This window comes from Myxococcus sp. AM009 (assembly GCF_013372605.1).
GTDB classification, from domain to species: Bacteria; Myxococcota; Myxococcia; order Myxococcales; family Myxococcaceae; genus Myxococcus; species Myxococcus vastator.
Genome location: NZ_JABXEP010000019.1, coordinates 50,028 through 74,656, shown reverse-complemented (window position 1 = coordinate 74,656; position 24,629 = coordinate 50,028). Strand labels below are relative to the sequence as shown.

Here is a 24,629-nt window from a genome sequence, read left to right as displayed (position 1 = left end):
CTATCTGGACGCGCTGGGCGTCCCCCGCCGCCCCAGCAACTCACCGCCGGAGTTCGTCCTGTCCCCGGAGTCGCTCCGCAAGGTGAAGCCCTCCGCCTCCAAGCTGGCCTTCGCCGCGGGGGGCGTCCCCCTGCGGACGCTGGATGACGCCCGCGCAGGCGACGGCCTCACCCACGACATCACCGGCGCCAGCGCCCGCGCCTACGGCCTGCCCGCGCCGGAGCGAACGCCCGAGCAAGCCGCCGCCGTGTTCTGGGACATCGCCTCAGGCGCGGATTTCACCTTCTTCGAGCACTACCTGGCGGACGAGGCCGGCCACGCCCAGGACTGGACGGCCGCCCTGGCCGCGCTGGACGCGTTCGACGCCTTCACCCGCGCGCTCGTGGCCACGCGCCCCGCCGACGCCCGGGTGCTCGTCTGCAGCGACCACGGCAACGTGGAGGACCTCTCCACGCGGGGACACACGCTTCACCCCGTGCCCGTGCTCTACTTCGGCCCGCCCGCGCCCGAGGTGGAGTCCTTCTCCACCGTGGCCGATGTCGGACGCGCGGTGCTTCGCTGGTTGGGTGCGGAGTGAGTCAGGCGTCACCCGCAGCAAGGTTGCGTCGCGGCAGTCCCGGCTGGGCAGCGGCGCTGCTCGTCCTGGGGCTGCTCACCGGCTGCGCCGCCTCCCAGAGCGCCCGCGTGCTCGGCGGCCGGGGCACCGGCATCGACGTCGAATACCAGCCGCGCGACACCGAAGCGGCTGTGCAGGTGAGGCTCGCCGTCGAACGCGCCATTCCCCGTCTCCAGCGCTGGGGCACCTTCGACGACACCGTCACCATCGTTGTCCACCCCAACCACGCGGCCCTGGAACGCGCCGCCAACCGCCCGGGCCATGACTTCCTTCGCGCCTGGGCGCGCTACGAGCAAATCGAGCTGCAGAGCCCTCGTACCTGGACGTCCCGGGGCGCCAGCCAGGGCCAGGTGGACGAGCTGCTCCTGCACGAGCTCACCCACAGCCTCATGTACCAGGTGGCCTCGGACCGGCTCGGCTGGACGCGCAAGCGGATTCCCCTCTGGTTCCGCGAAGGCATGGCCTCCTACACCGCCGAACAGGGCTACCGCGTCTCCAGCCTGGACGACCTGGAGCACTACTGGCGCCAGCACCCCAACGCCGACCCCCTGTCGCAAGCCGACGCGCTCTACCAGTCCGAGAGCGGCGTCGTGTATGGCGCCGCCCACCACGCCTTCACCTTCCTGGCGCGCCGCTATGGCGAGGACACCATCCGGAGGGTGCTGCGCGGCATGAGCCAGGGCCCGGACTTCGACAGCGCCTTCCAGCGCGCCGTGGGCGTCCCCCAGGAGCGCTTCCTCCAGGACTTCCGCCGGTACGTGCGCCTGCGCGGCTTCAAGGGCGCCAGACAGCTCCACCCGGCGCGTCCCCGGCCCGCGAGCCCCATCCCCATCGCACCCTTACCTACCCCGCAGTGAGGCGCGGCTGCGTCCCTGCATTTTGCAAAAGTGCACATTGGATGCAGTGTATAGAGACGCGAATATATTTCTCACTGGATGGGAAACCGGTAGCCGCGGGGCGTCGTCGGCCTCGGTTCGCGAGGGGCACACCATGGAGCAGGAGGACACGCCGAAGCCTCGGTCCGGCGCGACGTCGGACGGACCAACGCTGCTGGAGCGCATGCGGGCCTCGCTCGCCGCGCTGGAGCAGCTGGCGCCGCCTGCGCGCGCGGACCTTCCCGCGGACGTCCGCGAGGCGCTCCAGCGTGAGACGGCCACCCTTCAGCAGGTGCGGGGCGAACTGGAAGCGCTGCTGTCGCGGGAAGCCCTGACGCGTGAGGAACGGTCCGCCCGGCTGAGCATGGAGCAGGGGCGCGAGCAGCGGACGCATCCGCTCAACCTCCTCGCCGCGGGGGTGGCGCACGAAATCAACAACCCGCTCGCGTACACGATGGGGAACATCGAGTACCTGCGGCAGCGGCTTCCCTGCCACACCCTGCCCGCCCCGCTGGCCGACGAGTGCCAGCAGGTACTGGAGGAGGCGCTGGAAGGCGCGCGGCACATCCGGCGCATCGTGGCGGACCTCCGCGCCCTCTCCCAGGGTGACACCAGCGCCGACGAGCCCGTGGACCTCCCGGCCGTCCTGGAGCGCACGCTGCGCATGGCGGCGACGCACCTGCGCCACCGAGCGCGCGTGGTGCGGGACTATGGGCCGGACGTGCCTCGCGTCCTGGGCACGCCCACCAAGCTGGGCCAGGTCGTCCTCAACCTGGTGGTCAACGCGGCGCAGGCCTTTCCCGAAGGGCGCGTCTCGGAGAATCAGCTGACGCTCTCCTTGCGCGAGGAGACCGACGCGGTGGTGCTGTCCGTCACCGACACTGGCCGAGGCATCCCGCCGGAGATACTCCCCCACGTCTTCAACCCCTTCTTCACCACGCGCGGCGAGGGCATGGGCATGGGGCTGCCCATCTGCCGCGAAATCGTCACGTCGCTGGGCGGAGACCTCCGCATGCACAGCGAGCCCGGCAAGGGCACCACCGTGGAGGTGACGCTGCGGCGCGCCGCGCGACCCGCGCCGAAGGTGGCCTCACGCGAAGCCGCGCCCACGCACCGGCGCATCCTGGTGGTGGACGACGAGCCCCGGGTGGTGGACCTGCTCCGCCGCCTCATGCGCGGCCATGAGCTGGTCTCCGCGGCCAACGGCCGGGAAGCCCTGGAGCGGCTGCGCGCCACCCCGGACTTCGACGTCATCCTCTGTGACTTGATGATGCCGGAGCTGACCGGCATGGACGTCTACGAGACGGTGCGTACGACGTGGCCGGGCCTGCACGAGCGCATCGTCTTCATGTCGGGCGGCGTCTTCTCGGTGGAGATGCAGCGCTTCCTCAAGCAGGTGAAGAACCCGCTGCTCACCAAGCCCTTCGAGCCCCAGCGGCTTCAGGGCGTGCTGGCGACCGCCCACGAGCGGCTGGGGCACTGAAGGCGCGAGGGCTACGGCTTCGCCGCCGGGGACTCCAGCGCCGCCGGGCTGGTGAGAATCGGCGGGCGGTCCTTCCCCTCCATGGTGCGCTGGAGCTCCAGCTCCTGGAGCAGCATGGCCGGCGCCACGGTGGACACCGGGACGTTGCCACTCTCCGCGCCGCAGAAGCCGTTGAAGATGCCGGGCTTCTGCCCCGAGGCGAGGATGCGGTTCACCGCCGACAGCGGCGTGCCCACGATTTCCACGCCGCGCACCAGCGTCTCCTTCCCCGTCTTCACGTCCACCCGGTACACCATGCGCGGCACGCCCTTGAAGGCCTGGTAGCCGTAGCCGGACGTGTTGGTGTTGCCCCCGGTGATGTCGCGGATGATGAGGCCGAACGGCTTGCCCTGGCGCTTCGCCTCGGCGATCAGGCGCTTCTTCAGCTCCGCGTCGCTCACGCCATTCGTACTCTCCACCAGCAGGTTCGCCATGCGCGCCACCGGCTTCAGGTTGCCCTGGCTGCGGCCATGGCCGTTCGACTGGAGGAAGCCCTCCACCGGCCGGCGCCCCTGGAGGTAGTTGCGCAGCACGCCCTTCTCCACCAGCGTCACCCGCTGGCCGCGCACGCCCTCCTCGTCGAAGAGGTAGTAGCCGTTGAGCGGCTCGTCCTGGAGCACGCGCCGCGTCGGGTCGTCGTGGATGGAGATGAACGCCGGCAGCACCTGCTTGCCCACCTGGCCCTTGAACGTCTTGCCCTCGTTGTCACCCTCCTGCCGGTCTCCCTCCAGCCGGTGGCCCACCGCTTCGTGGAAGAGCACCCCGGCCGCCTCCGGCGCGAGGATGGCGGGGCCCGTGTACGGGTCGATGGCGGGCGCCGCGCGCAGGGCCAGCAGCTCCCGGATGACGTCATCCGCCGCCTTGTCCAGGCGCGCCGCGTCCGGCAGCCCCGCTTCGGTGGGCACGTAGAAGTTGCGTGAGTTGTCCAGCAGCTGCCCGTCCGGCGCGCGGGTGACGGCGGAGACATGCAGGCCGTACAGCGTCTCCTCGGTGATGATGCGGCTGCCTTCCGAGGAGACGAACAGCCGCGTCACCTTGTCCTTGGTGACGCGCACCTCCGAGTCGAACAGCTCCGGGTGCGCGTTGAAGCGCGCCGACACGTCGCGGGCCACCTTCACCCAGCGCTCCCGGTCGAACGGAGCCTTCATCGGCGGCGCCACGTGCTTCACCGGCTTCTCGCGCGTGAAGGACGGCGGGCGCTTCGGGTCCTCCACCGCGTAGACGCCCTCGCCCTTCTTCTTCAGGTACTGGAACAGCGCGGACTTGTACTTCTCATCGGTGATGAGCCACAGCGACGTGCGCAGCGCCAGCGGCGAGTCGTCCAGCGGGCCCTCCTTGCGCGACACGTAGCTGGTGCCCTTGGTCGAAAAGCTGAACTCCAGCCCCTCCGCCACCGAGCTGTCGAAGTCGTAGTCACCGACGCGCACGTCGACGTACAGCTTCCGCTCGCGGTAGCCGTCGTCCATGAACAGCGCCCCGTAGCGCGCGGAGATCGCGTGCTGTTCGTAGTCCTTGAGCTGGTAGCTCATGAAGTACGGGGGTTCGTGGTTCTGCATCTTCAGCTGCTGGTGGTTGCGCGCCAGCTCAGCGGACATCGCCTCGAGCAGCTTCACACGCGCATCCGGCACGGGCGCCGCCGCCGTCAGCAGCGCCCAGAGTGCCAGCAGGGGAAACACGGTTCGAAGGAGGGATTGCACGCCCCGACACTAGCCCATCCCCTCCACGATACGAGCAGCTCCGCGCTCACGGACGCCGCGAAGGCGGAACCCGTGAACGAGAGGCCCCCCGCCCGGAGGGTCGGTTTCCGGGCGAGCGGCGGATGACTGTCAGGCCTTCGTCACTTTCTCACGGCCCTTGCTGACACCCTTGGTGGCGTTGCGCGTGTCGATGACGACCTTCGAGCGGTCCACCACCATGGCGTAGTCGATGTCCGAGTGGTCCGTGAGGATGAGGACCGCGTCGTACTGGCCCAGCGCCTCCGGATTCAGCGGCACGGACTTCATCTCCATGTTGAAGCCGTGGCCCTTGTGCAGCTCCGGGACGTACGGGTCGTGGTACGCCAGGTCCGCGCCCTTCTCCGCCAGCAGCGTCAAGATGCGCAGCGACGGACTCTCACGCATGTCATCGATGTCCTTCTTGTACGCCGCCCCCAGGCAGAGGACCTTCGCGCCGTTGAGCGTCTGCTTGTTCTTGTTCAGCGCCTCCATCGTGCGCTGCACCACGTAGTACGGCATCTGCCAGTTCACCTCGCCGGCCAGCTCGATGAACTTGGTGTGGAACTCGTACTCGCGCGCCTTCCACGTCAGGTAGAACGGGTCAATGGGGATGCAGTGCCCACCGAGGCCCGGGCCCGGGTAGAAGGGCATGAAGCCGAAGGGCTTGGTGCTCGCCGCCTGGATGGCCTCCCACACGTCCACGCCCATGCGGTCGCAGAGCATCTTCATTTCATTGACCATGGCGATGTTGACGCAGCGGAAGATGTTCTCCAGCAGCTTCGTCAGCTCCGCCACGCGGGTGGAGGACACCGGCACCACTTCCTTCAGCGCGCTGCCGTAGAGGGCCGCGGCCACCTCGGAGCACGCGGGCGAGTATCCACCGACGATCTTCGGAATCGTCTTGGTGTTGAAGCTCTTGTTGCCCGGGTCTTCACGCTCGGGGCTGAAGGCCAGGTAGAAGTCCTCGCCTGCCTTGAGGCCGTTCTTCTCCAACAGCGGCTTGAGCACCTCCTCCGTCGTCCCCGGGTACGTCGTGGACTCCAGGATGAACAGCTGTCCCCGGCGCACGTGCGGCGCGAGCGCCTCACCCGTCTGGATGATGTAGCTCATGTCCGGCTCACGCGACGCGGTGAGCGGCGTGGGCACGCAGATGATGACGCAGTCCATGTCCTTCGCCTTGGCGAAGTCCGTGGTGGCCTTCAGCTTGCCTGACTTGCTCAGCTCCGACAGCGGAGCGCTGGGGATGTGCTTGATGTAGCTCTCCCCCTTCTCAATCTTGTCAATCTTCCGCTTGTCGATGTCGAGCCCCATGACGGGGAAGCCCGCCTCCGCGAAGGCCATGCCCAGCGGAAGACCGACGTAGCCAAGTCCGACCACACCCACCCTCGCGTCCCGCTTCTTGATGCGCTCCAGCAGCGGGCTGCTCACCATCACCCTCATCGTCCTCACCTCTCCTCATGCGACGTGCCGACAAGACGGTCACGCCCCGACCCGACACTCAGCGAAAAACGACCACCCACCTCAGCCACGCCGGAGGCGTCACCCGCCCCCGGAACTCCACCGCCAGCGACGGCACCACCCGCCCGTATCCTGGCGAATACCTCGACGGCACCAACCGCGCCGTCAGTCCCTGCTCCAGCACCACCCAGGCGAGCGGGGCTCCCTCCGGGCCCAGCTCCACCACGAGCGACTCGAACGACACCGGCTCCTCCATCACACGACCCGCGCGTGACAGGACCTGCGCTTGAGGCGACACCACTCGCGCCTGTTCATCTGGCAGATGGAATCTGCCCACCACGTCATGCCGGCCCATGCCCACGAAGCGATCACGTCCGGCCAGAGCGCGCTCGCCCCGGTCCAGCCGGAACGTGCGCTCGATTCCCACGGGCGCGGCCAGCCGGCGGTAGCCGTCGTGCCGCACCAACAACCTGTCCACCGACTTCCCCGGCAGGAAGGCCACCACCCGCGCCCGAGCCTCCTCCGGCAGCGCGAACAGCCGCGCCGCGTCCAGGGGCGCCTGCTCCGCGCCATCCACCTGCACCGTGTTGTGCGCGGCCGTTCCGCGGAACCAGTTCCGCAGCGCGGGCTCACGCGTATAGGTGCCGGTGCCTGGATCCACGATGACGGGACGCCCGTCGACGTGGAGCTCGAAAGAAAGCTTGTCGTTGTGGCTGTGTCCCCCGACTCCGCCTTGTCCCTGCTTGCCGGCGCTGACAGTGATAACGACACCCGCGCCGCGCAAGATGTGAAAACCACCCTCCGGAAAGCTCACCGACACGGGCTCGGGCGCGGGCGCGAGCGCGGCGAAACGCGCCTGCCCGGCGCGGCCCAGCAGCCACGCGGCCTCGTCCACGAGCTCGCCACCGCCCAGGCCCGCATCGCCGAAGAGCGCCGCGCCCAGGCCCACCAGATAGCCGTGCGCGTTGTCCTCGCGCTCGCGCAGCGGGAAGACGCGGCCGGAGTCGTTGTCGCCAATCTGCGGCGCCAACCCCTGCTCGGAGCACCACGCGCGCACGGCGTGGAACATGCGACGCAGCCGGGACTCGTACCTGGGTCCCAGCGGCACACCCGCGCCGCGCGCGGCGAGGTACGCCAGCGTGAACAGCTCCACCGACAGGCGATGATAGGGAATGGAGCCCTCGAAGGACGTGCCCTCGAGGTGCACCTGCTTCTCCATCTGTTCCCGCAGCCCGCCCACCGCCAGCGACACCTGCTGCGGCGCGCCCGGCAGCTCCGGGAAGAGCAGGCCCACCACCAGCAGGCCCACGTAGTTGGAGACCAGGTGGTTGTTGGGCACCGCGCCGCGGTCCTCCAGGTGGGCCTCCACCCAGGCGGTGTGCTCGGCCAGCGCGCTCAGCACCGGCACCAGGAAGTCCGGCCGGGCCACCGCGGGCGCGGCGGAGAACATGGCCAGCGCCTGCGCCAGGTTCGCGGCGCGCAGCGCCACCTCCATGGCGCACGTCCAGTGCACGCCCCGCCCCACGGGGTTCGCCTGGAGGAAGTCCAGCACCTGCGCCACGAAGGCCTCCGCCAGTCGCGCGCGCACGTCGGCGGCCGTCTCCACCCAGTAGCCCTGGCCCAGCGCCACGACGCTGTCGAGCCGGCCCATCACCCACGGGTACTTCGGATCGCTCCCCGTCACGGCGAGCGACAGGCGCTCCACGGGCTCCACCGGATAACGGTGGCCGCTGACCGGGTCCAAGGACCAGTCCACGGGACGGCCCTCGCCGAAAGCCACCGGGGTGCCGAAGACGTCCCACTCCTGGCGAAGCGCGGCCTGGGCACGGGCCCGCGCGCGCTCCAGGCCGCCGGGCACCGCGGCGAGCGCCTCCAGCACGGACGCGCGCTGGGAGACTTCACACCAGATGCGTGAGGTGCGCTGGCCCAGCGCCAGCTCCACCAGCTCCGCGCCATCCGCCGCGCCGTAGCACTCGAGGAGCTGCACCTCGTCCGCGCGCTCACGCCGACGATAGAGCGCCTGCCGCGCCACACCTTGGACACGCCGCACCGCGCTGCGCGCCAGTGCGCCTGGTGCAAGTCGAGCGATCGCCGCGTAGTAATCGAGAGTCCCCATTCGCCCCTTCCGCCACCCGTGCCGGATGCCGTTAGCAAGTGCCTGGCCAGGGGGGCTTTCTCAGGAGTTGAGCGGGGTTGCGCGGCGGCTCCGTTCCCCCTGACGGTAAAAAGTGGGGGGTTCACACGCCCTGCAGGGAAAAGGATTTCCGATTCGTGGCCGCCCGGCTCCCACCCTGAGCAGTGTTGCGGCGCGCGCGTGGCGTGCCCATACCTTCCCGTGTGCTGGCAGGTGCTTGGACGGGGTGGCGCATCGGCAACGAGTCCGATGCAGGGGTGGAACAGACGCTGGCGGCGGTCGCCGAGCGTGCCTTCCGCTGTGGTGCTCGTGCGGGCTTGGAGTCCCTGGTGCGCGAGGCCCAGCGGATGACGGGCGCTTCCGGAGCGGCCTTCTATGACGGGCGCGTCTGCGTCGCGGCGACAGGGGTCGTCACGGCCACGCGCGGCAGGGGAAGGGTGAGCCGTCGGCCGGCCCTGGTGGTGTGGCCCGAACGGCCCACCGGCCGGGACGCGCGGGTGCTCGCGCGGCTGTCGGCCCTCGGCGCAGTGCTGCTCGCGGCGCATGCCCGCGAATCGGACGCGGCGGCGCGGCACGTGCACCTGCTGAAGACGCAGCGGCGATTGGAGCGGCAGGTGGTGAACCAGGAGCACCGGCGCTCCCGGGCTTCACACGACCTCAGGACACCATTGATGGTCATCAAGGGATACGTGGACATGATGCTGAAGGGAACGGCGGGCGGGCTGACGGCCCCCCTCCAGCGCTACCTGGAGCGGCTGCGCCGCTCGGCGGACGACCAGAGCGCCATCATCGAGCGCCGGCTGGCGAAGGTGCGGGACGAGGGCGTGGAGGACCTGCGCCCCATGTTGCGCACGGCCTTCATCCCCGCCGCGCGCGGCCAGCGCGGCGTGGACACGACGCTGACGCTTCCGGACCGGCCCGTGGCCATCTCCGGCTCCCGGGATGACGTGGAGCTGCTGGTGCGCACGCTGGCCCGCGCGGTGGCGGCGTCGGGCGCGCCCGCGGCGGTGCGCGTGGAAGCCGCGGGGGACGCGGGCGTGTGGCAGCTGCGCGTCAACCTCCGGAGTGGCAAGGCGCTGCCGGACAAGACAGTCACGCTGCTGCGGCACCTGACGCAGCGGCTGCGGGGAGGCCTCTCGTCGCCGGAGGAGACCGGCAACGGTTGGGTGGTCCACCTGCCGGTGGACGACACCGTGCCCGTGGCGCCGCGCGACGCGTGAGGCGCGCCGCCGTCAGGACGCGGGCAGCAGCTGGCGCACCAGCTCCAGCAGGCGGCCTCGCTCCACCTCGCGCTTGACGAGGTACCCGTCCGCGCCCGCCTCCAGACCGGCGGCGCGGTCCTCGGGACTGTCGAGCGACGTCACCAGGATGATGGGCGTGCGGTGCAGCTGCGGGTGCGACTTGATTCGCCGCGCCAGCCCCACGCCGTCCAGCCGGGGCATCTGCCAGTCGCTGACCACCAGCTGGCAGGGCGTGCGCTCCAGGATGCCCCACGCCTCTTCCCCATCCGCCGCCGTCACCACCGGGTAGCCGGCGATCTCCAGCAGCGACTTCATGGCGAAGCGCGTGGTGAGCGCGTCGTCACACACGAGGATGCGCGGCCGCGTCGTCTCACGCGCCACCGAGCGCGTCTCCGGACGCGCCACGCGCACCAGCTCCGCCGCGTTGAGCACCGGCACCACGCGGCCGTCATCCAGCACCGCCGCGCCCGCCAGGTGCCGCACCCCCTTGAGGTGACGCCCCAGCGAGCGGACGACAATCTCCTGCTGCCCCACCACCTCGTCGATGGCGTACAGCACCTTGTCCTCGCCCACCGTCAGCAGCGCGGCGGCCTGCACCTTGCCGGAGTCCAGCGCCAGCGGCAGCCGGGGCAGGCCAATGGCCTCCGCCAGCGACAGGAACGTGAGCTGCGCCCCGTCCAGGCGCGCCACCACGCGGCCCGCGACGGTGCCCACGTCATCCGGGTTCAGCCGGAGGATGCGGTTCACGCTGTCGGAGGGAATGGCGGACACCGTGGTGCCCGTGCGCACGAGCAACCCCAGCGCCGCGGCCAGCGTCAGCGGCAGGTCCACGGTGAAGCGCGTTCCCTGCCCCGCCGTGAAGGCCACGTCCACCGAGCCCTGGAGCCGCTGCGCCGTCGCCTGCACCACGTCCAGGCCCACGCCCCGCCCGGACGTCGCCGTCACCTGCTCCCGCGTGGAGAAGCCCGGCTGGAAGATGAGGCGCGCCGCCTGCGCGTCCGACAGCTTCTCCGCCTCGTCGGCCGGGAGCAGCCCCCGCCGCACCGCCGTGGCGCGCACCCGGCTGGGAGACAAGCCGGAGCCGTCATCCTCCACCACCACCGCGATGCGCGGGCCCCGGGGCTCCACCCGCACCGTCAGGCGTCCCGCCTCGGGCTTGCCCGCGGCCCGCCGCTCCTCGGTGGACTCCAGGCCATGGTCAATGGCGTTGCGCACCAGGTGCAGCAGCGGGTCCTTCAGCGCGTCGAGGATGCGCCGGTCCAACCGGACCTCGCCGCCCGTCAGCTCCAGCGTCACCTGCTTGTCCAGCCGCGCGGACGTCTCGCGCACGGTGCGCCGCAGCGGCTCCAGCACCTGCGAGGCCGGCACCATGCGCAGGTCGCGCAGGTCATCGCGCGCCACCTGGGCCACCAGCGTGAGCTGCTCACCGTCGCGGTGGGACTCCTTCGTCAGCTCCAGGAGCTGCTTCTGCAGCCCGCGCATCTGCGTCACGCCCGCGCGGAGCGGCTCCAGCGCGGGACCGCCGCCCGCCATCGCGAGCTGCGACGACGCGCGCTCCAGGTGCATCAGCACCTCGCGCATGCCGTCCATCAACACGCGGTGCGCCGCGCCCCGCCGCGTCTGCTGCGCGCGTCCGGCCAGGAGCAGCTCCACCTGAAGCGCGATGGACTCCAGCGTCTTCACCGACACGCGCACCGTCTGGTCCGCCGGGCCTCGGGACTCCGGCGTGGCCACCGCGGCCGGGGCCCCCTGCGCCGCCGCGCCTTCCACCGGCGCGGGGGACGGCGACTCGCGCAGCGCATGGACGGCGCGAGCCACCGCCCCTGCCCCACCCGCGGCCTCCAACGCCGTCCGCAGCTCCACCAGCGTGCCAGCCACGTCCGCGGCGGCCAGCCCCGCGGAGTCACCGCCCGGCTCCATGCGCGTGAAGCCCAGCGCCGCGGCTTCCGCCAGCGTGGCCACCTTCCGCGCTCCGGCGGACTCGGCGGACGCCTTCAACGCGCGGGCCCGCTCCACCGCCGTGCGCACCACCGCGGCCCGGTCCGGCACGTCCGGCGAGCACAGCGCGCTCAACCCCGCCTCGAGGAGGTCCAGCACCTCCAGCCCCTGCGCGGCCGCGCCCGAGGCCGCCGTCTGGGGGACGGCCTCCGCGGGCTCGTGCCCCAGGGCGGCCAGCAGCGAGGACAGGCCTTCCACCACGGGCGACTGGCCGGCGTCGCCACGGGCCATGGCGCCTTCGATGGCGGAGAGGCCGCGCAGCATGGCCTCCACCAGGTCGCGGGGCAGCCGCTCCTCTTGATTGAAGGTGGCCAGCCCGTCCTCGATGGCGTGCACCACCTGCTCGATGTCGTCCAGGCCCAGGCTGGCCGCGGAGCCCTTGAGGCTGTGGACCAGCCGCTTGAGCGACGGGAGCAGGTCCGGCTCACGCCCCTGCGCCGGGCCCTCCAGCCCCAACACCTTCGACCCGATGGCTTGAATCTGCTCGCGCGTCTCCGCGGAGAACACCGGCCAGATGCTGCGCAAGAGCTGAGGATCCATGGCGCGTGCCTACTCCCCTTCGGGCCGCGTGGCGGACGGGCCCCCGAGCTGCTCCAGGTCCAACACGGTCAGCCGGTCCGGCGTGAGGAACAAGAAGGGTCCGGGCGGAGGCTGGGACAGCTCCCCCTTCGGCAACTCCTTGCGCCCCTCGACGGACTCCGCCGCCAGGCCGAACCCCTCTTCGCTGTCATCCGCCTCGACCACCACCACCTTGCTGAGGTCCGACATGCCGCCGCCCTCCAGTCCCAGGAGCTGGCGCAGGTCCAACACCGGCACCACGCGCGAGCGGCTCACCAGCGCCCCCAGCACGTGCCGGGGAGCCCCGGGCAGCGAGGCGATGCCGCGCGCTTCAATCACGTGGTCCACGTGCTCGATTCGCACCGCATAGCGCTCGCCGCCCACCTGGAAGGCCAGCACGGAGAGCACCTCCTGGCGCTCCTCGTGGCGGGCTTCGGCCAGGGCCCGGGCACGGGCGCTCAGCACCTCGCGCCGCTTCTCGGGGCTCACCCCCTGCTTGCCGTCCAGCAGCGCGTGCGCCTCGGTGAGCTGGCGTCGCAGCCCGGCGTAATCCATCTTGGCGTCGTCCTTCGACATGCGCTCAGTACCGGGTCGCGGGCAGCTTCAGCATGTCGCGCACCTTCGAACGAAGGTCGTCCACGGACACCGGCTTGTTGAGGAAGGCGCTGGCACCCACCAGCTTGCCCTTCTGCCGGCTCGCGTCGTCCTTCAGCGAGGTGAGCATCATGAAAGGGGTGTCGTGAAGTTGCCGGTCCGCGCGGACCGCCGCGCACAGCGCGAAGCCGTCCATCTCCGGCATCTGCACGTCGGAGATGATGAGGTCCGGCTTGAGCTCCCGCGCCTTGGTCAGTCCAATCGCGCCATTCGGAGCGTCGAAGAACTCCAGCCCCCACCCCATCAGGTACACCTGAAGGAGGTTGGTGATGGTCTTCGTGTCTTCGACGATGAGCACCTTTGCATTCATAGCTGGTACCTACCCACCAGGTCCGAGAACCGTTTCGAGAGATTGGTCAGGTTGCCCGCGACCTGTTCGATGCGCCGGGTGCTCTCCACCGAGTCACCCATGGCGGACGTCAGCTCGCTCATGGCCGTGGAGATCTGCTCCACGCCAATGGTCTGCTGCCGCGTGTTGCCGGCAATCTGCCGCGCCGCGCCCGACGACTCGCGGATGACCTCCGACAGGCCCAGGATGGTCGTCCCCGCCTCGCGCGCCAGCTCCATGGCCGACTGCGCCCGGCGGCTGCCCTCCTCCGTGGCGCTGACCGCCTGCCGCGTCCCCTTCTGCACCTCGTTGAGCAGGCCGCGCACCTGCTCCGCGGCGATGCGGGACTGCTCCGCCAGCGTGCGCATCTCCGTGGCGACCACCGCGAAGCCCCGGCCCTGCTCCCCGGCCTTGGCCGCCTCGATGGAGGCATTGAGCGCCAGCAGGTTGGACTGCTCGGCCACGTCCTTCACCGTGCCGATGATGTCGCCAATCTGCATCGTGCGCTCACTGAGGTCGGTGATGGACAGGGCAATGGCCTTCACCTGTTCGCCCAGGTTCTCCATGCCCAAGACGCTCTCGCCGACGACCTTCTGCCCCTCCGCGCTGAGGGCCTCGGACTTCTGCGTCTGGGAGATGACCGAGTCCGCGTAGGCCGTGGCCTGCTTGGACGTCTGGGCAATCTCCGCCACCGTGGTGCTCGTCTCATTGATGGCGGAGGCCTGCTGGTGGGCCATGGCCGACTGCTGGGTGGAGGTGGCCAGCACGCCCGCCGCCTCGCGCTCCATCTCCGCCGCCGCGCTCCGCAGGTCCTGCAGCAGGTGGGAGAGCGCGTCCGTCATCACCGCGAAGCTGCGCGCCACGTCGCCAATCTCATCCGAGCCCTGGAGGTCCACCTGCTGGCGCAAATCCCCCGCCGCGATGCCCGCCGCCGCGCGCGCCAGCCGCTCCAGCGGCACCACGAGCATCCCGGACACAATCCATGCCGCCACCAGGCAGGCCACCAGCACGAGCAGGCTGATGATGGCCGTGAAGCGCGTGGCCTCCCGCAGCGTCTGGCTCAACCCCTCCTCGTGGAGCGCCAGTTGGAGGGTGCCCAGGTGCGCGGTGGCGCCGGCCGCGAGCACGGGCGTCGTCGTCTCCACCAGGCCCGTGCCCTTCACGGACCTGCGGCGGAGCACCGAGGCATCGCCTTCGACGGAGGCCGGAGCCTGCGCCTCGCCGACGTAGCGCTCCGCCGCGGCCTCGCTCAGGAGGACGCCGTCCGCGTCATGGACGCGGACATAGGCGACCTCGGGTCCCAGGCTCAGCGCGCCCTGCACCAGTTCCTCGAGCCGCTCCGGGTCGCGCTTCGCGCCCAGCAAGGGCGTCAGCGTCTTCGCCAGCTCCACGCTCACGGAGCTGGCGCGGCGGGACAGGTCATTGCGAAGCGCATCGCCCATCTGCATCCACGTCGTGGTGATGAGGATGACGGCCACCAGCCCCCCCGTCGCCCCGGTGAGCGCGAGGATCTTCATCCGCAGACTGAGCCTGCTCCCCGGCGCGCGGCCCGGCGGTGTCAGGTGCGTCTCTTTGACGTCCACGTTGCCTCCCACCTCGTGCGGAGCGCGCGCCTCTCAGCGCACGCCATGCCAGCCAGCCTGCTCGACTGGCGCCAGGGCCTGCCTCAGGCCGCCGGCCGTCATCGTCTCCACCCCACGCAGCGGGTGCTCATCATCCAGTCCGTCCAGCGCGCGCAGGGCGTTCTGCCGCGCACGCTCCGCGTCCTCGCGCCGCTCCATGCGCCCGTAGAGGGCCACCAGCGTGGCGTGCCCCAGCGCCAACCGGGGCTCCAGGTACAGCGCCTTGCGGACCGCCTCCACCGCCCCGTTCAGGTCGCCACGAACCTCGGCCACCATGGAGAGCAGCAGGTACGCCTCGGGGACCAGCGCCTTCGCGGCCTCGCGCGCCAGCGCCTCCGCCGCCTCGAAGTGGCCCCCGCGCGCGGCGATGATGGCGCGCTCCAGGGGAGGGCCCTCCACGGCCACGGGCGCGTCCACGGGCCGCGGTACGGTCAGCGCGGCGGAGGCTGGCGCGGGCGCGGCCCACGCAGGACGCGACGCTCCGGGCGCGCCCGGGGACGTGTCAAACGTCAGCGGCCTGCCCTGCGTGGACGGCGCTGCGCCCCGGGTCGGCACGCGCGCCCTTGAAGCGGCCAACGCCTGCGGCCACCGGGCTGGAGGCACCGCCGAGGCCACCTGGTTGCGGCCCGCCCCCAGGCGAGCAAGCCGCGCCTCGGACGTCACGGCGCGAGGAGCGCCCGGCACCGGGAGTCGAAGCGCCACGCTGCCCTCGGCGTCCACCGTCTCCAGGCCCAGGCCATTGGTGAGCGGCACCTCCGCCGGAGAGACGAAGAGCAGCCCACCGGGAGCCAGCGCGGCGAGGAAGCGCTTCAGCACCTCCCGCGCCAGCTCGGTCGGGAAGTAGATGAGCACGTTGCGGCAGAAGATGGCGCCCAGGCCCATGAAGGGCGGTGGGTCCACGGCCAGGTTGTGGCGCCGGAACTCCACGGCGCGCCGGACCTGGGGGATGACGGAGGAGTCGTCGCCGCTGGCGACCAGGAACCGCTTCTCCTGCTCCGGCTCGATGCGGCGCAGGGACCACGGGCCGTACACGCCAGCCCGCGCGCGCTGGAGCGCCCGCTCCGACACGTCCGTGGCCAGCACGCGGAAGCGGCCTTCGGGCAGCCCCTCCGCCAGCAGGGCCATGGCGATGCTGTAGGGCTCCTCGCCGCTGGCGCAGCCCGCGCTCCACACCTGGAAGCACGGAGCCGGGTGCGTCTGCGCCAGGCGCGCCAGCGTGCGCAGGTGCTCCGGGTGACGGAAGAAGTACGTCTCGCCGATGACGGCGTGCTCGATGAAGCACTCCACCGCCGCGGCCTCGCGCACCAGCAGCTTGCGCAGGAAGGCGTCGGGCGCCAGGCCTCGCGAACGCGCGGCACGGCCCAGCGCCGTCTCCAGCGAGCGGCGCAGGCTGCGCGCCAACGTCACCCCGCAGGCCGCCTGGAGGACGTCCTCGACCCGGGCCAGCGTCGCGTCGTCGAGCACCCCCTCGCTCACGGCGCCTCCGGCCCCACGAGCACCGCGGACGTCCGAAGCAACGGGCGCACGCCCTCAGGCGTCCGGCACAGGCCCGCCATCAGCCCGCTGGCATCCCACGGCAGCGGCGACGCCCCATCCGGCGTCCCGTCCACCAGCACCGGGGACTCCACCAGGTCGCGCACGCGGTCCACCAGCACGGCCACCGTGCGCGCGCCGCCACCGCAGACCACCAGGTGCGCATCCAGGGAGGCCTCCCGCTTCACCCCCAGGAGCGCCGCCAGGTCCACGACGACGGCCGGGCTGCCCCGGTAGACGAAGGTCCCCGCCACGTGCGCGGGCGCCCCGGGCAGCGGCTCCAGCTCCACCAGCCGCACCACCTCCTGCACCGTCTCCGCGTCCATCAGCGCGCTGGTACCCGCCGCGTCCACCGCCAGGTACATGCCCGGCAGTCGCAGCTCACCCGCCAGCGACGCCAGCTCCTGGCGCAGCTGGGCCTGCTCCGTCTCGAGCTGACCCAGCCGCTCCTCGACGGAGAGGCGGCGCGACTGCGCGGCCATGGAATTATCTGCTGTGTCTGCCATCAGGGGAACTCCCGCCTGTCACTGAAGCGCGGGATTGGAGCACGCTAGTCTGCCAGACAAAGAAGCGTCAATGCGGGCTAACCGGCATTCACTCTCACACGAACGACGAGTGATGGCGGCAACGGAAGGCATCAGACGTGCTGGATCGGACAACCCCCTGGTGCGAAGCGCGCGGCAGGTATGGTTTGATGAAGTGCGGCGACACTTCTGGAGAACCGATGTTGCTTGCTGTCTGGGGCTACGAATGATCAAGGGCGACTCGCCGAATCCCGAGGCACCCACTGGAACGGGCGCGGATCCGCTCATCGGGCGGACCCTGAACGGCCGCTTCAGCATCCTGGAACCGTTGGGCATCGGGGGCATGGGCCGGGTCTACCGGGCCCTGCAGGCACCGCTCGAGCGCGTGGTGGCGATCAAGGTGCTCAACCCCAGCTTCCCCAGCAGCCGGGACCCTGGCTTCCAGAAGCGCTTCCTGCGCGAGGCGTCGCTGACGTCGAAGCTGCGCCATCCCAACACCGTCACCGTCATCGACTACGGGCAGACGGACGACGGCATCTTCTTCATCGCCATGGAGTACCTGGACGGCCGCACGCTGGCCCAGGTGCTGGGGCAGGTCGGCCCACTGTCGTGGTCCCGCGCCATCTCCGTCACCCAGCAGATCTGCCGCTCGCTGCGCGAGGCGCACAGCCAGGGCATCATCCACCGCGACCTGAAGCCAGCCAACATCATGCTCCTCAACGAGCAGGATCAGGACCTGGTCAAGGTGCTGGACTTCGGCCTGGTGAAGTCGGTGGCGGCGCCCCAGGAGGGGCAGCTCTCCCCCGAAATCACCCAGAACGGCACGTTCCTGGGCTCGCCGCAGTACATGGCGCCCGAGCAGGCGCGCAACGCCACCGACGCGCGCAGCGACGTGTACTCGCTGGGCATCGTCCTCTTCCAGATGCTGATGGGGCGTCCGCCGTTCATCGCGCGCGACCACATCGAGCTCATCTTCGCCCACTACAAGGAAGCCCCGCCCACCTTCCAGCAGGTGCGCCCGGACCTCCACATCCCGCCGGAAATCGAGGCGGTGGTGCGGCGCTGCCTGGAGAAGGACCCGGCGCGGCGCTACCAGACGATGGACGAGCTGCTGGAGGGCCTGCGCGAAGCGAGCATGGCGGCGGGCGGCAACAGCGGCATCTTCAAGCGGCCCGGCGGCGCGACGACGACGGGCCCCTACCCGTCCCCCGCGCTGTTCTCCAACGTGGGCAACAACACCGAGTCCGGTGACACGCTGGCGGTGGACATCAGCGTGGAGGTGCCCAAGGACGTCGAGCGCGCCCGGCAGCGCACGCTGCTGACGGGCGGCCTGGGCGGCCTCGTCGTGGCGGCCCTCATCGCGGGCGGCGCGGTGTTCTTCATGGCCAACAAGGAAGCGGCACCGCCGGCCCCCGCGCCCCAGGCGGAGGCCCCGGCGCCCGTCGCCGCCGCGCCCGCCGCGGAGCCGGCCCCCGAGCCCGCAGCCGCCGCCAACGCGAGCAAGGTCCGCTTCAAGTTGATGAGCCAGCCCTCCGGCGCCCGCGTCTTCTACCGGGGCAAGGAGCGAGGCGTCACGCCCCTCACCCTGGAGATTCCGGCGGGACAGGATGGCTCCGTCACGGTGGAGCTGACCTTCGCGATGGAGGGCTACCAGATGGAGACCGTCGTCACGGGCGGCACGGGCGAGGTGGTGCTGTCGCAGAAGCTCCAGAAGCGCCGGGGCGGCGGCCGGCACGTCGGGGTGGCCTCCGTGAGCGCGGATGAGACGGCGGAGGAAGTCGAGGAGCCGGTGGCCACGCCGGGCGGCATGTCCGCGCCGGTGCTGCTCGCCCCCACGGCCTCGCCCGCCGCGGAGCTCCCCATCGCGGCGGCCGTGGGAGGCGCCACGGCGTCGGCGGCCGACGCGGCTCCGGCCAGGGGCTCGGCGACCGGGCTGGCGCTGCCGGTCCTTTCCAACGCGGCGGTGGCCTCCGCGCGTGGCGATGTGCTCCCCTACAATGAGGACATGCCTCGCCCGGAGATGGTCGGCCAGGGCAAGGACATCATCTACACGCGCGAAGCGATGGCCGCGAAGTCGAGCGGCGTGATGATTGTCCGCTGCACCATCACCCAGCAGGGCCGCGTGGAGAAGTGCCGGACCATCAAGGCCGTGGCCCACATGGAGCGCGTGGTGCTCGAGGCCCTCGCGTCCCGCACCTACAAGCCCATCGTCTACAAGGGCTACCCGGTGAACGTGGACTACACCTTCAGCATGCGCCTGGTGGCACCGCGCCGCTGAGGCGGCATCGCTGACGTCCCCGCCGGACCCGATGCGAATCAGGGTCCGGTGGACGGCACCACCGGCGGCGCGGGCGGAACGGCCGGAACGGCGCCGCCGGGCGGCACGCCCCAGTCCACCACCGGCCAGCCCCGCTTCCGGGCGTGGCGGCGCAGCCGGTGGTCGGGGTGGACGGCCACGGGCCGCCCCACGACCTCCATCACCGACAGGTCCGAATACGAATCGGTGTAGAAGGCGCACGCCGACAGGGCCACGCCCGCCTCGCGCACGTAGGCCTCGGCGCAGACGCGCTTGCCCTGGCCGAAGCAGATGGTGCCCAGGGCGCGTCCGGTGTGGAGGCCCGCGCCGTCGACCTCGAAGCGGTTGCACAGCACCGCGTCCAGTCCCAGCTCCCGCGCCACCAGCTCCGACAGGTAGCCCGTGGACGACGTCAACAGGACGAGCCGCTCCCCGGCGCGCCGGTGCGCGTCCAGCGCGGCCCAGGCGCCGGGCCGGTAGAGCGGCCGCACCTGCTCCTCGTAGAACACGGCGGTGCGCTCCTGGAGCGGCTTCGCGGGTGTACCAGCGAGCTGGGCAATGGCGCGCGCCACTGCGTCCTGCATGGACACGAAGCCCAGGTGGTAGCGCGCAATCCAGAGGCTCGCGCGCAGCGCCTGGAAGCGGGAGATGTGCCCCAGCTCGAGCTCGCGGCGAATCCACAACGAGCCCGAGTTGGCGGCGATGAGCGTCTTGTCCAGGTCGAAGAATGCGACGGTCACGCCAGGCCCCCTAATCCCGCCGGAGGGACGCCGCGGCGCGGACCGCGCGCCGCCGCACACGCGTCAGGATGAGCGCGACTAGCCCCAGCGCCACCGGTCCCGGCGCCGCCGCGCAGCCGCTGCCCCGACCGTCCGCCTTCAACGCGAACCCCGCGCCCTCCCGCACGAAGCACTGGGTGGGCGGCAGGTGACGCGGGTAGATGTCACAGAGCCCGGCGGCCGACCCCGGGTCGATGACGCGCTTGCGCGTCTCCCCCGGCGGCGCGGTGGCCTCCATGGTCGCGCCCGGGACGAAGACATGGTCCAGCCCCACCACGTGGCCAATCTCGTGCGTCATGGTGTTCTGGAGGTCCGTGGCCACGCAGTCCACCGAGGGCTCGCCTTCACACACCGGCGAGTCCACCGTGGTGAAGAGGAAGCTGTAGCCCCCCGCCGGCTGGGACGCGTTCAGCTCGATGTCCGAGTCCAACACCCGCCCGTCCCGGTAGGAGAACGTGGACGTGGTGAGGCCAATCGTGCCGGACCCATGCTCCCAGCAGCGGTAGACGTTGCCGCAGCTCTCCTCGGTCCAGCACGCATCGTCCGCCGGGGCGACCTCGTGGCACGCCGTCTCCCGGAACGTGATGATGTTGTAGTTCTCCCGGGGGCGCGTCTCGTCGTAGCCCACGGCGATGGGCGCTCGCCGGTCCTCGCCCCGGGTGAACCGGTAGTCGCTGCACCCGTCGGAGACGCGCCGCCACGAGTCGAAGGACGCCTCGATGGCCGCCACCTCGGAGTCTCCCGGCGTGCGCAAACTGCCCGCCGCGTCCAGGTGGTAGACGTACTCACGCACCGGCCACAGCAGGCACAGCGGGTGCCCGGGCACGAGGGTGCGGCGATAGGACGGCTCCTCCCCCCGCTGCGCCTGGGCGGAGGTGGCCAGACACGCGGCCGCGAGCACCAGCGCCTTTCTCACCGTACCGCCTCCTCGTGACGACGGCGGCGCGCCAGCCACAGCGACCAGACGGCCACCAGGGCCAGCGCCCCGCCCGGGCCCGCCGCGGAGCAGCCCCCGGCCTTGGGCCCTAGGTCGATGGAGGTCACCGGGTGGAGGCACGACTGGCTGGCCTGTCCCTGAGGGTAGGCGTCACAGACGAAGCCGCGCGAGCCCGAGTCCACCACGCGCTTGGACACCTCGCCCGGCGGCGCGCTGGGATTCATGGTGGAGCCGTTGGCGCGCGTGTGGTCCAGGCCAATGAGGTGGCCGACCTCGTGCGTCGCGGTGTTTTGCACGTCGGTGGCCACGCATTGGGTCGTCGTCGGGGGGAAGCACGTCGCCGTCGTGAAGGAGAAGCGCGCCGCGTTGAAGGAGATGTCCGAGTCGTAGATGATGCCCGAGCGCTCGTCGTACGTGGTGAGGGTGATGGCGATGGTGTTGTCGTCGTCATCCCAGCAGTCATACGTGTTGGCGCACGTGTCGTCGTCCCAGCACGCGTCACGCTCGGGCACCACGGTGTTGCAGTCCCGGGTGCGGAACAGCACCAGGTTCGTGTTGTCCCCCTGGCGCCGGTAGCCCACCTGGCGCTCGTCCACGCGCGGGCCCTCCACCAACGTGAGGTTGCCGCACTCGGCGAAGATGTCCTGCCAGCTCTGGAACGAGGCGCGAATCGCGTCGAACTCGGAGTCTCCCGCCGTGTCCGGGTTGCCGTAGGTGCTCTGGTTCCAGACGATGCGGTGGGACGTCCAGTAGAGGCACTGCGTGCCCGTGTCACCCGCATCGACACGGCTGCGGACGTAGGGGTCCGTCTGGCCCAGCGCCATGGCCAGCAGCAGGGGCGCGAGCGGCATCACGGCGTCTGCTCCCCAAGGGCTTCACGGATGGCGGCCTTCAGCTCCACCAACGTCATGGACTGGAGCGCGGACGCGGCCGGCTTGCGGGTGACGGGGTCCAGCAACTGCGACTCGGTGGGCTCCGGGACGGCCAGCGCCGTCTTTCCCTCGCGCTTCACCTGGAACTTGCCCTGCGCCATGTCGGACACGCGAAAGGCCCGCGGGCCACGCCTCTGCAGGAAGACCACCACCTCCTCGCCCGGCGTGAAGGACGCCAGGCCATGCACCACCTGGCCGATGTCCCCCATGCGGCCGCCGGGCTGGGTGACGAGCACCGTGCTCCCAGGCTGGCCCTTGAGCGACTCCGTCACCTGGATTTCGACATCGGTGAGGATGCGCATCTTGTCGCCGCTCCAGCGGCTCTCCACGCGCCGGACGACCCCGTGGACCACGGTGTCCGCGCCTACCGCGAGCCCGGACAGGTCCACGCGGAGCTGGGTGGTGGCGGCCACGGGCACGCCCACCAGGAGGACAGCCAGGAGCAACGTGCGAACTACCTGACGAATCGACATACGAGTTCTCCCTGGCCATCCAACTTACTCCAGGAATGCCCCTCCGCGTTGACCCTCCATCCTCGCCCTGCTAATCCGCGCGCCCGTATGCCTCCTGCCCTTCGCGTCCGCTTCGCTCCCTCGCCTACCGGCTACCTTCACATTGGCGGTGCCCGTACGGCGCTGATGAACTTCCTCCAGGCGCGGCGCCAGGGTGGCACCTTCGTCCTTCGCATGGAGGACACGGACCAGGGCCGCTCCACGCCGGAGTCGGTGCAGGCCATCCTGGACGGGCTGAACTGGCTGGGCATCGACTGGGATGAGGGCCCCGGGAAGGAAGGCCCCTACGCCCCCTACTTCCAGATGCAGCGGCTGGACACCTACCGCAAGCACGCCGACCAGCTCATCGCCGAGGGCAAGGCCTACCGGTGCTACTGCACGAAGGAGGACCTCGACGCGCAGCGGCAGGCGGCGGAGAAGGCGGGCGGCGCGTTCAAGTACCCGGGCACCTGCCGTGAGCGGACCGAGCCCCCCGCCGGCCGCGCCGCCGCGGACGCCGTCATCCGCTTCAAGATGCCCGCGGGCGAGGGCTCCGTGTCCTTCACCGACAAGGCGCTGGGCACCATCACCAAGACGCACAGCGACCTGGATGACTGGGTCATGATGCGGGCGGACGGCATCCCCGTGTACAACTTCGGGTGCGTCATTGATGACCACCTGATGGACATCACCCTGGTCGCGCGCGGCCAGGAGCACGTCAACTCCACCTTCCCGCAGCTCATGCTGTACCAGGCGCTCGGGTGGACACCTCCCGACTTCGCCCACCTGCCGCTCATCCTGGGCCCGGACCGCGAGAAGCTCTCCAAGCGCAAGCACCCGGAAGCGGATGTCATGGTGCACAAGCGCAACGGCGTCATGCCGGAGGCGCTGCTCAACTTCGTCATCCGGCTGGGCTGGAGCCACGGCAACGACGAGGTCATCAGCCGCGAGCAGATGCTCGAGTGGTTCGACTTCAGCGACGTGGGCACCACCTCCGGCGTGTGGAACCCGGAGAAGCTGCTGTGGCTCAACCAGCAGTGGATGAAGCAGCTGCCGGTGGAGACCGTGGTGGAGCGGCTGCTCCCCTTCCTGGAGGCCAAGGGCGTCCAGGCGAAGGGCGACCCTCGGCTGGAGACGCTGGTGCGCACGCTGCGCGAGCGCTCCAACACCCTGGAGGACATCGCCACGACCGCGGCCAACGTCTACTTCCGCGCCGGCATCACCCTGGACGAGAAGGCCGCCACCAAGCACCTCTCCGGAGAGTCCCTCAATCTGCTGCGCAAGGTGCGCGAGACGCTCGCCCCGCTGCCGGAGTGGTCAGTGGAGGCGCTGGACGGCGTGGTGAAGCAGGTGAGCGAGGCCTCCAGCGTCGGCATGGGCAAGGTGGCGCAGCCCATCCGCGTGGCGCTCACCGGAAACACCACCAGCCCGGGCATCGGCGAGACGCTGGTGCTGGTGGGCCGCGACGAATCCCTGCGGCGCATCGACGCGGCGCTGACGCGCGGTTGAGCCGTCAGGCGCAGGTAGCGGTGGACGTCAGCAGCGCAGGCCCCTATCTTTCGGACCCATGATGGGTGCCCTTGACAGCCTGAAACGTGGTTTTTATAAGGCGCGCCCGCTCGGAGCGGCGCTGGTGGCGCTCTGGGCGGTTTCAGCGGGCGCCGAAGTCGTCAATGGCGCGCAGTTGCCGGATGGGTCCAGGCGCGTCGGCGAGAATCGCTACCGGTCGCCCAGGGATTTCGATGGCACGATGGACTACTACCGCGCGGTCTACTCGACGAGCGGTTACCCCCGCCGGCAGATCGTGAACCAGCCGGGCGTCAAGGCGGTGCACATCACCAACCCCTCGGGGAAGAACTTCGCGGGGCTGAACATTTACGAGGCGAACGACGAGGTTCGCATCTACATCGTCCCGACCCAGCAGGCAGCCAGGCCCGCCAAGAAGCCGACGACGACGAAGAGCAGGAAGAAGTAAACGCCGCACCGAAGTTGTTGCAGTCCCGAAGTGGTGTTGGTAGAGAAGCGCCGCAGCCGAGCAGGTCCTTGGGGAATCGTCTAACGGCAGGACAGCAGACTCTGACTCTGCTTATCTAGGTTCGAATCCTAGTTCCCCAGCTTGTCGTCCCGCAGTTGCAGTCCTCGTCAGTCCGAAGCAACCTGGGCAGCACGAAACAAAAAGGGTTGACGAAGGCAGACGAAAAAAGGTAGAAATCGCGGGCAGTTAGCAGCGCCTGAAGTAAGTTTTGGCCCTGTCGTCTAGCGGTTAGGACGGAGCCCTCTCACGGCTCAAACTCGGGTTCGAATCCCGGCAGGGTCACACTGAGACGCCCACCTTCTGAAAAGAAGGTGGGCGTTTCGCTTTGCGGGCTAGACACCGACGGCCCGGCGACGCTGTCGAGGCGCGGCCTGCGCGCTC

At 70.6% G+C, this 24,629-nt stretch carries 19 protein-coding genes, 2 tRNA genes and 1 pseudogene; 9 read left to right on the top strand and 13 right to left on the bottom strand.

From position 1 onward, the window contains the following. The 3 genes and pseudogenes from HV824_RS07340 to HV824_RS07330 form a co-directional block, all read left to right on the top strand. Nucleotides 1–577: pseudogene (locus HV824_RS07340) on the top strand (metalloenzyme); the annotation flags it as partial. Beyond that, nucleotides 574–1,473: a hypothetical protein gene (locus HV824_RS07335; RefSeq protein WP_176415397.1), complete on the top strand. Its 900-nt coding sequence runs from the start codon at nt 574–576 to the stop codon at nt 1,471–1,473. The pseudogene HV824_RS07340 and the gene HV824_RS07335, both read left to right, overlap by 4 nt. Nucleotides 1,474–1,606: 133 nt before the next feature. Beyond that, the gene (locus tag HV824_RS07330) at nt 1,607–2,974 is read left to right on the top strand and encodes a hybrid sensor histidine kinase/response regulator (protein ID WP_176415396.1); all 1,368 of its coding nucleotides are present in this window, start codon (nt 1,607–1,609) and stop codon (nt 2,972–2,974) included. A gap of 11 nt (nt 2,975–2,985) precedes the next feature. On the opposite strand, the gene HV824_RS07325 is transcribed toward HV824_RS07330, so the two are convergent. The 3 genes from HV824_RS07325 to HV824_RS07315 all read right to left on the bottom strand — a co-directional run bounded on the left by HV824_RS07325 (nt 2,986) and on the right by HV824_RS07315 (nt 8,218). Continuing rightward, nucleotides 2,986–4,710: a TldD/PmbA family protein gene (locus HV824_RS07325; protein WP_176415395.1), complete on the bottom strand. Its 1,725-nt coding sequence runs from the start codon at nt 4,708–4,710 to the stop codon at nt 2,986–2,988. Between the two features lie 129 nt (nt 4,711–4,839). Beyond that, complete coding sequence (locus HV824_RS07320; protein WP_176415406.1) at nt 4,840–6,159, bottom strand: nucleotide sugar dehydrogenase; 1,320 nt, start codon at nt 6,157–6,159, stop codon at nt 4,840–4,842. Nucleotides 6,160–6,226: 67 nt separating this feature from the next. Beyond that, nucleotides 6,227–8,218: an alginate lyase family protein gene (locus HV824_RS07315; protein ID WP_176422963.1), complete on the bottom strand. Its 1,992-nt coding sequence runs from the start codon at nt 8,216–8,218 to the stop codon at nt 6,227–6,229. A gap of 359 nt (nt 8,219–8,577) precedes the next feature. Between HV824_RS07315 and HV824_RS07310 the strand changes: the two genes are divergently transcribed. Then, nucleotides 8,578–9,540, top strand: coding sequence for a sensor histidine kinase (locus tag HV824_RS07310; RefSeq protein WP_368670821.1), 963 nt, complete (start codon nt 8,578–8,580; stop codon nt 9,538–9,540). 12 nt (nt 9,541–9,552) lie between these two features. Here the strand turns inward: HV824_RS07310 and HV824_RS07305 are convergent, their stop codons facing one another. Genes HV824_RS07305 through HV824_RS07280 form a run of 6 tightly spaced genes read right to left on the bottom strand, consistent with a single transcriptional unit; the run spans nt 9,553 to nt 16,760 of the window. Continuing rightward, the gene (locus tag HV824_RS07305) at nt 9,553–12,099 is read right to left on the bottom strand and encodes a response regulator (RefSeq protein ID WP_176422960.1); all 2,547 of its coding nucleotides are present in this window, start codon (nt 12,097–12,099) and stop codon (nt 9,553–9,555) included. Between the two features lie 9 nt (nt 12,100–12,108). Beyond that, a complete protein-coding gene (locus tag HV824_RS07300) occupies nt 12,109–12,693 on the bottom strand; it encodes a chemotaxis protein CheW (protein WP_176415393.1) in 585 nt (194 codons plus the stop codon). A gap of 4 nt (nt 12,694–12,697) precedes the next feature. Then, the gene (locus HV824_RS07295; RefSeq protein WP_176415392.1) at nt 12,698–13,081 is read right to left on the bottom strand and encodes a PleD family two-component system response regulator; all 384 of its coding nucleotides are present in this window, start codon (nt 13,079–13,081) and stop codon (nt 12,698–12,700) included. Further along, nucleotides 13,078–14,694 (bottom strand): methyl-accepting chemotaxis protein, encoded by a 1,617-nt coding sequence (locus HV824_RS07290; RefSeq protein ID WP_176422959.1) that lies wholly within the window; start codon nt 14,692–14,694, stop codon nt 13,078–13,080. The genes HV824_RS07295 and HV824_RS07290 overlap by 4 nt, the downstream gene beginning before the upstream one ends. 21 nt (nt 14,695–14,715) lie before the next feature. Next, entirely contained in the window at nt 14,716–16,197 is a 1,482-nt protein-coding gene (locus HV824_RS07285; RefSeq protein ID WP_176415390.1) for a protein-glutamate O-methyltransferase CheR, read from the bottom strand. Next, nucleotides 16,194–16,760 carry a chemotaxis protein CheW gene (locus tag HV824_RS07280; RefSeq protein WP_176415389.1) on the bottom strand — a complete coding sequence of 189 codons (567 nt, stop codon included), beginning with the start codon at nt 16,758–16,760 and terminating at the stop codon, nt 16,194–16,196. The genes HV824_RS07285 and HV824_RS07280 overlap by 4 nt, the downstream gene beginning before the upstream one ends. A 244-nt stretch (nt 16,761–17,004) precedes the next feature. On the opposite strand from HV824_RS07280, the gene HV824_RS07275 reads away from it, so the two are divergent. Beyond that, nucleotides 17,005–19,056 (top strand): TonB family protein, encoded by a 2,052-nt coding sequence (locus HV824_RS07275; protein ID WP_176415388.1) that lies wholly within the window; start codon nt 17,005–17,007, stop codon nt 19,054–19,056. 38 nt (nt 19,057–19,094) lie between these two features. Here the strand turns inward: HV824_RS07275 and HV824_RS07270 are convergent, their stop codons facing one another. Genes HV824_RS07270 through HV824_RS07255 form a run of 4 tightly spaced genes read right to left on the bottom strand, consistent with a single transcriptional unit; the run spans nt 19,095 to nt 22,195 of the window. Beyond that, complete coding sequence (locus HV824_RS07270; RefSeq protein ID WP_176415387.1) at nt 19,095–19,814, bottom strand: HAD-IB family hydrolase; 720 nt, start codon at nt 19,812–19,814, stop codon at nt 19,095–19,097. Between the two features lie 10 nt (nt 19,815–19,824). Further along, nucleotides 19,825–20,769 (bottom strand): myxosortase-dependent metalloprotease, MXAN_2677/MXAN_2678 family, encoded by a 945-nt coding sequence (locus HV824_RS07265; protein WP_368738031.1) that lies wholly within the window; start codon nt 20,767–20,769, stop codon nt 19,825–19,827. Continuing rightward, nucleotides 20,766–21,644: a myxosortase-dependent metalloprotease, MXAN_2677/MXAN_2678 family gene (locus tag HV824_RS07260; protein WP_176415385.1), complete on the bottom strand. Its 879-nt coding sequence runs from the start codon at nt 21,642–21,644 to the stop codon at nt 20,766–20,768. The genes HV824_RS07265 and HV824_RS07260 overlap by 4 nt, the downstream gene beginning before the upstream one ends. Further along, on the bottom strand, nt 21,641–22,195 hold the full coding sequence (locus HV824_RS07255; protein WP_176422957.1) for a hypothetical protein: 555 nt from the start codon (nt 22,193–22,195) through the stop codon (nt 21,641–21,643). The genes HV824_RS07260 and HV824_RS07255 overlap by 4 nt, the downstream gene beginning before the upstream one ends. An 87-nt stretch (nt 22,196–22,282) precedes the next feature. On the opposite strand from HV824_RS07255, the gene gltX reads away from it, so the two are divergent. The 4 genes from gltX to HV824_RS07235 all read left to right on the top strand — a co-directional run bounded on the left by gltX (nt 22,283) and on the right by HV824_RS07235 (nt 24,530). Further along, nucleotides 22,283–23,722, top strand: a complete 1,440-nt coding sequence (gene gltX / locus HV824_RS07250; protein WP_176422956.1) for a glutamate--tRNA ligase — start codon at nt 22,283–22,285, stop codon at nt 23,720–23,722. A gap of 58 nt (nt 23,723–23,780) precedes the next feature. Further along, nucleotides 23,781–24,188: a hypothetical protein gene (locus HV824_RS07245; protein WP_176415382.1), complete on the top strand. Its 408-nt coding sequence runs from the start codon at nt 23,781–23,783 to the stop codon at nt 24,186–24,188. Between the two features lie 69 nt (nt 24,189–24,257). Further along, nucleotides 24,258–24,328 (top strand) — tRNA-Gln (locus HV824_RS07240). Between the two features lie 130 nt (nt 24,329–24,458). Then, nucleotides 24,459–24,530 (top strand) — tRNA-Glu (locus tag HV824_RS07235). Nucleotides 24,531–24,629: the final 99 nt, after the last annotated feature.